Here is a 12,368-nt window from a genome sequence, read left to right as displayed (position 1 = left end):
GGCTTCACCTCATTCTTTATAACGAATTTAAGTTTTCTCTTACAGCTTAACGCTTTAGGTATATAATCCAAGGGTCAAAATGGAGGCCCTTTATGATTTCTAGACTCCCCAAGTGGGTGGAATACGGTGCTTTTTTACTCGCCCTATTGGCTGGACTCGTCAACGCCGTTGGCCTTTTGGGTTTTCAACATCAAGCAGTATCCCACGTCTCCGGAACCATAACTCTACTAGGCAGCAAAGTCGTCGAAGGCCACCCCTCCCTTTGGCACCTCTGCTTTATCCTTATCAGCTTTGTATTTGGGGCTGCCATTAGCGGATGGTTGTTTAGCAGCCCGGCTCTTAAATTAGGACGGCGTTATGGGGTTGCTCTTTGCTTCGAAGGCACACTGTTACTCATTGCCTATTTTCTTCTGCTCAATCACTCCCACTACGGTCAATACTTCGCTTCCGCCGCCTGTGGTTTGCAAAATGCTATGATCACTTCCTATAGCGGAGCAGTCGTTCGCACCACCCATCTAACTGGTATTATGACAGATATCGGACTGATGCTCGGCGCACGGCTACGCGGAGAAAGCTTTGACCACCGCAAAGCTAAACTCTTTTTATTCATATTTTCCGGCTTTCTATCCGGCGGGGTGGTCGGTGCACTGAGTTTCCATAAGTTCCAGATACACACCATGCTTATTCCTGCTGCAATGGCGTTTGTCATCGCTTTAGCATATTGGTTATATCTCGGCCTAAAATCTCAACAAGAAAAACATCAATAGCCACGTCTAGTAACAGAAATAACAGCAACAAAACAATAGTCTGTCACAAGATCCATATGCAACAGTTAAGACTGAATAATTAGCGATAATTATTGAATAGTATTGCAAACTTAACAAAAAGCCGTTAACCTTACTTCCATCTGATTAAACACGGATGTTTAGTGAATAGATATGCCAATAGGACGGCAACTGTTGACTAGTAGTAACTTGAGAAACGTGATGCAAAATAACGCAACAACTTCAGAGACTTCCAAGTCCAAAGGGACTTTTTGGATGTTTCTCGTCCCCTCTCTGCTTGGCCTTTTCTTATTTATGGCGCCAATCAGTTATCAAGGTGACATCACCATACCTGTCGCCATTTTGGCCAAATCGATCCAAGCCCTGTTCGGCGACTTCATTATTGAGATCGTAACAAGCATTATTGCGATAATGGCCGTAGCTTCTTTGCTATGCCGTGTTCACAATCCAGCATTTATCCGCCAGCGACCTTTTTTAAACGGGCTATTTAACCCAACCCCTCTTTGGCTGGCCGTGCGTGTAATTGGCGGTATCGCTGTTGTTATGACCTACTTCCAGTTAGGCCCCAAAGCAATTTGGGAAGAAAACACTGGCGGACTGGTATTAGAAGGGCTACTTCCCACTCTTTTCTCCGTCTTTATTTTTGCCGGACTTCTACTGCCTTTACTGCTTAATTTTGGCCTACTTGAACTCTTTGGCACACTATTGAGCAAAGTAATGCGCCCTATTTTTAACCTTCCGGGTCGCAGCGCCATTGACTGTATGACGTCTTGGCTGGGTGATGGTAGCGTGGGTATTTTGCTAACCAGTAAACAGTACGAAGAGAAGTTTTATACCCAGCGTGAAGCTGCGGTAGTCGGTACCACTTTCTCAGCGGTCTCTATTACTTTTAGCCTGGTGGTTCTTGCTCAGGTTGAGTTAGAGCATCTATTTCTGCCATTTTACGGTGCTATTTGCCTAGCGGGTATTGTCGCTGCTGTCATCATCCCTCGCTTACCGCCACTGAGCCTTAAAAAAGATGCTTATATCGACGGTAGCAAACCTTCAAAAGACGCAGACGCGATTCCTAGTGGACACTCAACGTTTTCGTGGGGCATGAAGTTAGCGTTACAAAAAGCAGACCAAGTGAAGTCCCTTAGTTCCGTATTTAAACAAGGCATCCACAATGCTGTTGATATGGTGTTTGGCGTGCTACCTGTTGTCATGGGTCTGGGTACTATCGCTTTAGTTATCGCAGAATACACCCCAGTATTTTCGATTCTAGGTCAGCCATTTATTCCTTTCCTAGAGTTGCTAGGTATTCCTGAAGCCGTCGCCGCTTCTGAAACCATAGTGGTTGGCTTTGCGGACATGTTTATTCCGGCAATTCTCGCAGCTTCAATCGATAGCGAAATGACAAGATTTGTTATCGCAGCAATGTCCGTTACTCAGTTAATTTACATGTCTGAAGTAGGTGCACTACTTCTAGGAAGTCGCATTCCGGTTAATATCGTAGAACTCTTTGTGATATTTATTCTGCGAACACTCATAACCCTTCCGGTCATCGCCGCCGTTGCCCATTTGATTTTTTAATCTTACCGACTCTAAAGGCCCTGATTTCAGGGCTTTTTTGTACCTTATTTAAAATATTGTCTACGGTATACATTTCAATGTATAAGAAGTAATCATATAATTAGTGATAAGAGTATAAATAAACACAATAAAAAATGACTTCTTGGGAATGATTATGAAATGGATGATCAACGCTTGCTTGCTTCTATTGTCCTGTAGTGCTTTTGCTTCTAGCCTAACTATTGATTATGCAAACAATAAAACTACTCTGACTTATGAACAGATCACGACTCTTTTTGAGCCGATTGAGTTTTCTACACACTTGCCGTGGTATGAAACAGAAAAGTCCTTTAAGGGGTTTCGCGTTTCTGATTTGCTTGAACACTTAGGCGTGGACAGAGCAGACGAGCTGATATTTATCGCCCTTAACGACTACACTTCCCCAGTAAAATACGACGACTTGATGGAGTATCAAGCCGTGATTGCCTATGAAATGGATGGGGAAAGAATGAAGGTTCGAAATAAAGGGCCTTATTGGCTGATCTTTAATCTTAATGACAACCCAGAAATTGATCTTGGCCGCTATCACGCATGATGGTTTGGCAACTAAGCGAAATTTCTATCGACTAAGCCCGAACATGGTACACAGTAGTAAAAGTCACCTATCACCTCTATTGGGTCGCGCGAAAAAGTTGCTGATGATTATGTCGGCAGCCCTTATCGTCGCGAACCTATATTTGCTGTCTGCCACCCGCGATTTAGCAAGCTCATACTCTCAACTGCAAAACCAAGCGACGTGGTTTATTTTCCAACTGACAAAAGAGTTCACTGAGCTAAACACACTCACACCTTATTCTCATGCCAGCTTAGAGGAGCAACAACAAGTTCTTCTTCAATACGAATTGACTTGGAGCCGTTTTGATCTGGTGTTAAACAACCAAGAATCAGATAGCCTTATGGAGCTAGAAGGCGCTCGTACCTTTTTTGTCGCACTGTTTAAGCGCTATCAAGAATTTGAGCCTGATGCCAACCGCTTGGGCGACCCAAACTACACCAGATCGTTAGGAGCGAAGTACAACGCCATTTACGAGGATATGATTCGTTATATCAATACCAATTTTCGGGTACAGAGCCCACTGAATCAATCGCAAGAAGGGCAAGCAAAGTTTCTTACTCAGATTCAGTTTTTCCTGATGTTTTTACTCTTTTTTAGCGTTGGGCTGGTCAGTTACATTTTGCACAAAGAGGCGCTGCATCACAAAGCCTTATCACTCACCGATCCCTTAACCAACATCCCAAATCGGCTCGCTCTTATTCACTCTTTGAAAGGTCGCGTCGGAAAAAATGCCAAGTTCTCGTTTCTTTTACTCGACTTAAACGGCTTTAAAGCGATCAACGATAACTTTGGACACCAATCAGGTGACCTCGCTTTGCGCACCCTTTCCACGCGAATGGTCAAAATTAAAAATCAATATCACTGCGAACTATTCAGAATTGGCGGAGATGAATTTGCCATGATTTCCGATGAAGTAGAACCCATCGCACTAAAGCAGTTGGTCAAGGAGATCAACAGGTGCTTTGAAAAGCCAATTATCCTGAACGATAAACAACCCGTTACCTTGTCCACTAGTATTGGTGTGGCTCAATTCCCCGATGATTCGAAAAACTTTAACCAGCTGATTACTATCGCAGATAAGAACATGTACAAAATGAAGTTCTCACAAAAGAAAAAAGCGGTTTGACCTTTTAGCGAGATTAGACCGCCCTGTATACGCAATCACCGTTACTTTGAAAACAGCCTGAGATCTTGTGCAGGTCTACCTATCGATCGGTAGATAAATCCCTTTTCGTGCATTCGAACCGGATCAAATAGGTTGCGACCATCCACAATCACCGGTTTACCAAACACGTCAAGACTCAGTTTATCTTTGATCAGGTCAAAATCTGGCGCTTTAAAGTTCTGCCACTCGGTGCAAATGACCAAAATGTCGGCTCCGGTTAGTGCCGACTCTTTTGTTCCCATCAGCAGTAAGTTCGCTTGACCAGCATAGAGTCGCTGAGCTTCTTCCATCGCTTTGGGGTCATAGGCTTGTACTTTCGCCCCCGCCTGCCATAACGCCTCTATCAAGTTGCGGCTAGGGGCTTCACGCATATCATCCGTGTTAGGCTTAAACGCCAACCCCCAAAGCGCGATCGTTTTTCCTTTAAGAGGGTGCTCTGCACAATGGTTTGCTACGCGATATAAGTCTTCGATCATAGTAAACAGTTTGTTTTTTTGGACGTTATTAACGTTTTCAACCGCTTTGATGACTTGCGGATCGTAACCGTTGCTTTGCGAGGTTTTGATTAGCGCCTGTACATCTTTAGGAAAGCACGAGCCGCCATACCCACAACCGGGATAGATAAACTGATAGCCAATTCTAGGATCCGAGCCTATGCCTTTGCGCACGGATTCAATATTGGCCCCCATCTGCTCTGCGATATTAGCCATCTCGTTCATAAAACTGATTTTGGTTGCCAACATGCAATTTGCCGCGTACTTGGTCAGCTCAGCGCTTTTGACATCCATAATCAATATCTTTTCATGGTTGCGATTAAACGGCTCATAAAGCTCGCGCATAATGTGCTCTACCTCATCGGAATCAGTACCAATGATTATTCGATCAGGACGTTTACAGTCGGCAACAGCAACGCCTTCTTTAAGAAACTCGGGATTAGATGCAACGTCAAAGGGCAGTTGAACACCGCGTTTTGCCAAAGTCTGCTCTATCCGTACTTTAACTTTGTCAGCGGTTCCAACTGGGACAGTGGATTTGTTGATAACAATTTTGCGATTTTTCATTAAAGAAGCGATGGTTTCTGCAACGTTAAGAACATATTGCAGGTCCGCAGAACCATCTTCATCGGGAGGCGTGCCAACCGCTATAAAAAGCAACTCCGCAAAGTCCACTCCTTCTTGAGGGCAAGTTGTAAATTTAAGGTGCCCATCTCTAAAATTTTTATCAATCAAGTTAGCCAGATCTGGCTCGTAAATTGGTACTTGACCACTTTTTAAGTTCTCTATTTTGGCTTTGTCCGTATCCACACAGCAGACATTATGCCCAGCGTCCGCTAATACGGCCGCTTGAACCAACCCCACGTACCCAACACCAAATACCGTAACTTTCATAACCTTAGCTTAGCTAGCCTTCTTTCTCTGAATCTACTATCTAACATAAAGAGGAAATATGACTGTTTTAGTATAGCTATGCTTCTAAAATGTGTCAGTGAAGACAAAAATCTCAAGCCTTTATACGACAACGGATAGAGGGCAAAAACTTAAAAATCTCATACCGCTAAAAGTCTTCTCACCACCATAAAAAAGCCCCTCTAAAAGAGGGGCAAAAGTACCATCGCTTATTATTATAATCTATGCCAGTAAATCTGATTTAACCGAAGTCACCATTCACATACCCTTTTGTACGATCATCTTTGGGGTCGCTAAAAATCACTTGTGTGTTGTCGTGCTCAACTAGCTCTCCCATTAAGAAGAAAGCCGTTCTGTCAGAGATACGACGAGCTTGTTGCATTGAGTGAGTGACGATAACTATGGTGTAGTTTTTCTTTAACTCTTCCATCAGTTCTTCAATTTTGTGTGTCGCGATTGGGTCAAGCGCTGATGTTGGCTCGTCCATTAGAATTACATCAGGCTCCATCGCGATGGTACGCGCAATACAAAGGCGCTGTTGCTGACCACCCGATAAACCAAAAGCGTGAGATTTAAGACGATCTTTCACTTCATCCCAGAGTGCAGCACCTCTAAGAGAGCGCTCGACCACTTGGTCGATGTATTTTTTATCTTTAATTCCCTGCGCTCGTAAACCGTACGCTACATTTTCATAGATGCTCATTGGAAATGGGTTCGGCTTTTGGAAAACCATTCCGACTTTGATACGCAAATCAGCGACATCAATATTGCCGTAGATGTTTTCGCCATCCATATCTAATTTGCCAGTGATTTTTACGCCTTCAATCAGATCGTTCATTCGGTTCAAACAGCGCAATAGAGTTGATTTTCCACAACCTGAAGGCCCAATCAGCGCCGTGACTTGGCGTACTGGAATGGGTAGGTTGATGTCTTTAAGCGCTTGGTTGTCACCGTAAAATAGGTCTAGGTTTTCTATGTCAAATTTGTTCATTTTTAAAATCTCTTAAATTCGGTCAATACTTCGCTGAGCTTTGTTTAGTAAGTCGCGGTGTTAAAACGTTTAGCAATGAGCTTAGTTACCATGTTGATAACCAATACCACGACAATTAGAACGGTGGCTGTACCATAAGCCTGATTCCATTCCTCAATGGTAAATAGCTCAGTCGTTAGTTTGTAAAGGTGTACTGTCAGTGTTCTACCTGAATCCAACAAGGAGTCGGGGATACGAGCCACCATGCCTGCTGTTAAGAAAACAGGCGCAGATTCACCAATTACTCGACCAATACTCAAAATGACCGAAGTTAAGATACCTGGCATTGCACTGGGCAAGATAAGACGCCAGATAGTGTAAATGCGTGAAGAACCAAGGGCATATGAACCTTCACGGTAAGTCTGAGGCACCGCCATCAAAGCTTCTTCTGTTGTACGGATAATGACTGGAAGGATAAGGATACTCAGTGTCAACGCACCTGACAGAATCGAGAAGCCCAGACCCAAAATCGCCACGAAAAAGGTCATACCAAACAGACCAAAAATAATCGACGGAATACCCGCCAATGACTCGGTACAGAATCGGATTACCTTAACCAAGCGACTGCCCACTTTGGCGTATTCCGTGAGATAAATGGCGGTCATAATACCGAGTGGAGCAGCCACTGCGATAGAAGCCACGACCATGTATATCGTAGAAACGATCATCGGGAAAATACCGTGCTCATCACCGGTACGAGTGTAGTTGTCGGTGATGAAGTTCCAGTCTACGTGCTGTAAACCGTTCGATAAAATGTACCAGATAATCCAAAATAGGAATCCAACCGTAACTCCTGCCGCCAACCAGACAAACGCGTTTAGAATTCTATCGGCGCGAAGACGGGCTTGTTTTAATTTTGCAAAATCCATGCTGATTACCTCGCTTTCTCGCGGTTTAGATACAACAGAGCACCGTTGAGTACCATGATAAACACCAACAGAACAACACCTGTCGCGTACAGTGCATTGGCGTGAACCCCACTTGCGTAAGACATTTCTATCGCGATGTTTGCCGTTAGCGTTCTTGCTGAATCGAGGATACCTTCTGGCATTGCTGGGGCGTTACCCATTACCATGATAATCGCCATGGTTTCACCCAGTGCGCGTCCAATGCCCAGAATGACACCAGTCATAATGCCTGAGCGTGCAGCGGGAACGAGCAGTTTAAAAATGGTGTAGATTTTTGATGCGCCTAACGCCAGTGAACCCTCTTTGTAAGTTCTCGGCACTGCGCGAATCGACGTTTCTGAGACGGTAATAACCGTCGGTAAGATCATTACGCCCAACACCACAATACCCGCCAAAATCGTGTTGCCCGCAGGCACGTCAAACACTTGTTGAATAAGTGGGACGATAATAACTAGACCGAAAAAGCCGTAAACAACAGACGGAATGCCTGCGAGAAGTTCAACGGCTGGACGAATAATGTCTGCAAGGCGCTTAGGTGCAATTTCTGCAATAAAGATTGCAGTCAAAACGCCGACGGGAACACCGACGACAACTGCACCAAATGTTGAAACTACAGAGGCTACGATCATGGTAGCAACACCGTAGAGCGCTGGTGGAAGCCAATCTTGGCCTAACACGATGCCGGTAACACCAGCTTCCTGAAAGGCAGGGATACTTTCTTTAACGATAAAGTAGGCAATTACTGCCAGTGAGATGATGCCAATGGCGGCACTGGTTAAAAATAAGCCATGGAAAATACGCTCTTTCCAGTCTACGCGTCGCTTGGCTTTTAAGCCGCTTTTCGCTACGGGAGTCGCTTCGGTATTCATAAGCTTTTCACTATTGGTTGCGATGGTCATACTTACTTGCCTCACATTCGCCTTGAGTCATTCAGGTGAAGTGATAGAAAAGGCTCAACCAAAGTGGGCTGAGCAAATTATGGAGTTGAATTGGAATTAGTTAACTGAGATGTAACCTTTCTTCTCAACGATAGACTGCGCTTCGTCAGTTAGCATCCAGTCTAGGAATTTTTGAGTTTCAGCGGTTGGCTTGCCTTCTTTGTAAAGTACAAGGAAAGGACGCGCTACTTTGTAAGTGCCGTTCTTAACGTTGTCTACAGTTGCTGGAGTACCATCAACAGCTAGTGCTTGAACAGAGCTGTCCACTGTACCTAGCGAGATGTAGCCAATTGCGTATGGGTTAGAAGCAACCATTGTCTTAAGAGCACCGTTGCCGTTCGCTACTTGCGCACGTTGAGAGATAGCAGATACTTTTTTACCTGAGATCTTCTTCTTTAGTTTCATGATGTCTTCGAAAGCGCCACGAGTACCAGAAGCTGTATCACGAGTGATTGCAACGATAGGCTTGTCTGCACCACCTACGTCTTTCCAGTTGGTGATTTCGCCTTTGTAGATAGCGGTTACTTGAGCAGCCGTTAGTTCGCTTAGTTTGTTTTTAGGGTTAACAACAACCGCGATACCATCACGAGCAACGACTTCTTCTACTAACGTTGCTTCTTTCTCAGAATCTTTAAGATTGCGAGAAGACATACCTAGGTCTGCAGAACCATTTTTCGCTGCTTTAACACCCGCAGAAGAACCCGGACCTTGAACTTCGATAAATACGTTCGAGTTTTTCTTCATATATGTTTCAGAGAAAACTTCCATCAGAGGAGTAACACTGCTTGAACCTACAGCAGAGATAGTTTCTTTAGCAGAAACTGAAGTTACTGCTAGCGCGCTCATTAGTGCTACTGCACCGATAACTGTCTTTTTCATCACAATATCCTTAATTGGCCTTATTGCGTTGTGTTTCACTTGAACGATGCTCACTTTAGGGGGGCAATGTGACAGTTGTGTTTCACTAAATTGAAGCCTCTGTGACAGATTAAAATTTGTCGAGGAGTCGGATGCATCCATTAATGAAAGCGAGAAAGCGAAGATTTAGGAAAAATACAGCCGTATGATATTTAAGTAAAAACCTAAAGGCGTGAACGGAAAAAGCGGTGATGACGACGGAGGTTACTTTACTTAAAACGCATGTCGTTATTGTGACGTAAAAAAGAAAAAAGCTGCCGAAGCAGCTCTTTTATGACAGTCGAATCTTACTCGTCGTCCACTTTTGGCGCGACCTTTTTCTTTGGAATAAACACCGAATCACCGACGGCAACGTTTTGATAGAAACCTTTATCGCGCTTAACAGGCTTACGCGCTGGCTTCTTACCAGAGAATTTCTTCTTATCGGCGTTGCCCTGTTTTTTGCCTCTGTGATCCGTTTTCTTCGGTTTGATTCCTTTGAACTTACCTTTGAGATCTTCAAACACTGAGAAGTTGAGATCTTGTTGCAGATAGTTCTCTACTCTCTTAAAACTGTCCCAATCTTTTGGTCCAACGAGGGAGATAGCATCCCCTTTGTTACCAGCGCGGCCGGTGCGTCCAACCCTGTGCACGTACTCTTCCGTATGTTTGGGCATATCAAAATTAATAACGTGCGTAACATTAGCAATATCTAGCCCGCGAGAAGCCACATCCGTGGTCACCAAAATCTTGAATACCGCGCGCTCAAACTGACTCATAATCGTGTTGCGCTGCGTCTGATTTAAGCTACCACTCAAAGCGACCGCTTTGAGTTTTTTCTCATTGAGCTTTTCCGTTAAACGATCGGTATCGCTGCGCGTCGCAGTAAAGATAATGACCTGTTTATATTCAGACTCAGACAAGATTCTATCCAACAACGCCTCTTTGTGATCAAGGTGGTCACAAAGATAGAAGCGTTGGCTAATGTCCATATGCTGCTCGTTAGAAACCCCAACGGCAATGCGTTTTGGCTCATTGAGCATTTCTGATGCAATATCATTAACTTCCGCGTGATCTAAGGTCGCAGAAAACATCAGTGTCTGACGTCGACGGTGCTTGGCCGCGTTGTGGATACGGCGTAACTCTGGCGCAAAACCCAAATCCAACATGCGGTCCGCTTCATCGAGAACGAGAGTTTCTAAACCATCTAAATAGAGCGAACGGTGCTCAAGGTGGTCGGCTAAACGTCCCGGTGTTGCCACAATAAACTTAGGGTAGCGACGAAGCGCTTTCACTTGATCATTAAAATTCTCGCCACCTAAAATTAAGGTCGCTGTATATGAGAGACCACCTAACATGGTTTTGAGCTCACCGTAGACTTGCTTGGCGAGTTCACGGGTCGGGGCTAGGATCAGCCTCTTGGGTCTCTTGCGGAAAATGATTTGTTTTTTAAAGACTTGTGCAACATAGGCAGCACAAAGGCAAGTGTTTTACCCGATCCTGTTTTTGATGAGGCCAGCAAATCTTTTCCAGCAATAGACACTGGGATCGCTTTGCGCTGAATCTCAGTTGCCTTGTGGAAATCGTAGTGGCTTAGGTTTTTCAACAGGCGGTTATCTAGGCCTAAATCTTTAAATTGCAAAGGTTTCTCCAAATTTTAGTGACAGCAAACGCACACGGCTCACAAAACAGAAAGGCCATATGGTTTAAAAAAAACGACACATAATAACGCAAGTTTCGTCAAAACACTAAATTCATATTAGCAACAACACGGCGATCCGCCGATTAAGATTAAGGCATATTAAGCAATGTTTGACCGCCGGTTTGTGGCTTTAAAAATGCCATTGCGACGACCTCATTTAGCACCAACAATGAGACAGATGTACAAAATTTGAACTAATTACTTAAAATCTTGGGTTTTTTTGACTTTCATTGACTAGGTGTTAGGCGAGATTGTGTCTACAATTTAAAACGTCACTGTACAGGTAAGAAGGTATAGGACACTTTTGATACATATAGTTATTGCAAAGGAGTTCTCAATGAACAAAATCTTAATCGCAGCTGCTGCATCTTCAGCTATCTTTCTGGCCGGTTGTGCTGCAGGTCCCGATGAAGCTACCACTGCAAAAATGGACGAGCTGAGCAACCAAGTAAGCCAGCTTAGCCAAGAAGTTTCTTCACTAAAATCTGAGCTATCTTCGCAAGTCCAGAAGGCAGGTAATGCCGCTATGTCTGCTCAAGAAGAAGCAGCTCGTGCCAACGATCGCATCGACAATATCGCTCAGTCTTATACTAAGTAAGATTAACGAATGTGAATAGCCATTTAAAATCAATAAGTTAACTAATAACCAAATGGTTTTTGGCGATGAAGTGGCGACACGTTTATGTGTCGCCACTTTTGTTTTATAGCATCTTACAAATCAGGCTTAGGTGACTGTCTTGGAATGTGTTTGCGTAAAATGAACTCTTCCCCTTTATATACAATGTAAGGGAATGGGTAGACGAAATAGGCTTCTTTTTTACAATTCGTGCAGGTGTGTCGCCATTGGTTGTTGCTAGGTGTTTGAGGTTGATCGACTCGATACACCCCTTTGCTACATTCGTCACACTCAAACTCTACGAGCTCTACTGTAATGGGTTTACTTTTCTTCATAAGCTTGCCGATAAAAAACCGTTTTTCGTGGTTGTCGCTTTTCACTGATGATACGGAATTTCAACACCACAGCACCAGATCAATATTGAAAAAACCAAACAAGTGTAAAAACACGCCTCACGCCTTGCCACTACTGGCTTCAATACAAACAAACACGATCCTATTTTTCACACTACAGATCATCAAAAAACACACGAAAAATTTAGCACCTCTTTAAATTCAACAACTTAACAAAACAACACGCTAGCTTTCTGATCTTCATTTTTGCAAAACAGATCAATTAATTTCATTTGTAGAAATTTTGTATAACGCAATATGCAGCGTTTTAATACGCCTTGAAAACCTGCCTCGTTCCGCTATTCATAAGGCTTTAACTCTTCTCAGGGGCTGAATTAGCCCCGTTAAATTTCACCAAAATG

Annotated in this window: 11 protein-coding genes and 1 pseudogene; 5 read left to right on the top strand and 7 right to left on the bottom strand. The window is 43.8% G+C overall.

Features of this window, described 5'->3' with window-relative positions:
• The first annotated feature begins 92 nt into the window (after positions 1-92).
• From BLO31_RS16810 to BLO31_RS16795, 4 genes are all read left to right on the top strand, one after another.
• A complete protein-coding gene (locus tag BLO31_RS16810; RefSeq protein ID WP_070969312.1) occupies positions 93-767 on the top strand; it encodes a YoaK family protein in 675 nt (224 codons plus the stop codon).
• Between the two features lie 219 nt (positions 768-986).
• On the top strand, positions 987-2,357 hold the full coding sequence (locus BLO31_RS16805; protein ID WP_070969308.1) for a YjiH family protein: 1,371 nt from the start codon (positions 987-989) through the stop codon (positions 2,355-2,357).
• A gap of 154 nt (positions 2,358-2,511) precedes the next feature.
• Positions 2,512-2,931: a putative pterin-binding protein gene (locus tag BLO31_RS16800; protein ID WP_175443242.1), complete on the top strand. Its 420-nt coding sequence runs from the start codon at positions 2,512-2,514 to the stop codon at positions 2,929-2,931.
• Positions 2,932-2,935: 4 nt separating this feature from the next.
• Positions 2,936-4,078 carry a GGDEF domain-containing protein gene (locus tag BLO31_RS16795; protein WP_245688511.1) on the top strand — a complete coding sequence of 381 codons (1,143 nt, stop codon included), beginning with the start codon at positions 2,936-2,938 and terminating at the stop codon, positions 4,076-4,078.
• Positions 4,079-4,119: 41 nt separating this feature from the next.
• On the opposite strand, the gene BLO31_RS16790 is transcribed toward BLO31_RS16795, so the two are convergent.
• The 6 genes and pseudogenes from BLO31_RS16790 to BLO31_RS24925 form a co-directional block, all read right to left on the bottom strand.
• Positions 4,120-5,505: a UDP-glucose dehydrogenase family protein gene (locus BLO31_RS16790; protein WP_070969300.1), complete on the bottom strand. Its 1,386-nt coding sequence runs from the start codon at positions 5,503-5,505 to the stop codon at positions 4,120-4,122.
• A gap of 259 nt (positions 5,506-5,764) precedes the next feature.
• On the bottom strand, positions 5,765-6,514 hold the full coding sequence (gene pstB / locus BLO31_RS16785; RefSeq protein WP_070969296.1) for a phosphate ABC transporter ATP-binding protein PstB: 750 nt from the start codon (positions 6,512-6,514) through the stop codon (positions 5,765-5,767).
• A 44-nt stretch (positions 6,515-6,558) separates the two neighbouring features.
• Positions 6,559-7,422, bottom strand: a complete 864-nt coding sequence (gene pstA, locus BLO31_RS16780) for a phosphate ABC transporter permease PstA (RefSeq protein WP_070969293.1) — start codon at positions 7,420-7,422, stop codon at positions 6,559-6,561.
• Positions 7,423-7,427: 5 nt separating this feature from the next.
• Positions 7,428-8,360, bottom strand: a complete 933-nt coding sequence (pstC, locus tag BLO31_RS16775) for a phosphate ABC transporter permease subunit PstC (RefSeq protein WP_070969289.1) — start codon at positions 8,358-8,360, stop codon at positions 7,428-7,430.
• 96 nt (positions 8,361-8,456) lie between these two features.
• Positions 8,457-9,278, bottom strand: a complete 822-nt coding sequence (locus BLO31_RS16770) for a phosphate ABC transporter substrate-binding protein (RefSeq protein WP_070969285.1) — start codon at positions 9,276-9,278, stop codon at positions 8,457-8,459.
• Between the two features lie 326 nt (positions 9,279-9,604).
• A pseudogene (locus BLO31_RS24925) lies at positions 9,605-10,950 on the bottom strand (DEAD/DEAH box helicase).
• A gap of 385 nt (positions 10,951-11,335) precedes the next feature.
• Here BLO31_RS24925 and BLO31_RS16760 point away from each other — a divergent pair.
• Positions 11,336-11,596: an Lpp/OprI family alanine-zipper lipoprotein gene (locus BLO31_RS16760; RefSeq protein ID WP_070969284.1), complete on the top strand. Its 261-nt coding sequence runs from the start codon at positions 11,336-11,338 to the stop codon at positions 11,594-11,596.
• 113 nt (positions 11,597-11,709) lie between these two features.
• On the opposite strand, the gene BLO31_RS23250 is transcribed toward BLO31_RS16760, so the two are convergent.
• On the bottom strand, positions 11,710-11,949 hold the full coding sequence (locus BLO31_RS23250; RefSeq protein ID WP_084659914.1) for a hypothetical protein: 240 nt from the start codon (positions 11,947-11,949) through the stop codon (positions 11,710-11,712).
• Positions 11,950-12,368 lie beyond the last annotated feature (419 nt).

The organism is Vibrio sonorensis (assembly GCF_001854765.1).
Lineage (GTDB): Bacteria > Pseudomonadota > Gammaproteobacteria > Enterobacterales > Vibrionaceae > Vibrio > Vibrio sonorensis.
This window is presented reverse-complemented; position numbering and strand designations above follow the sequence as displayed.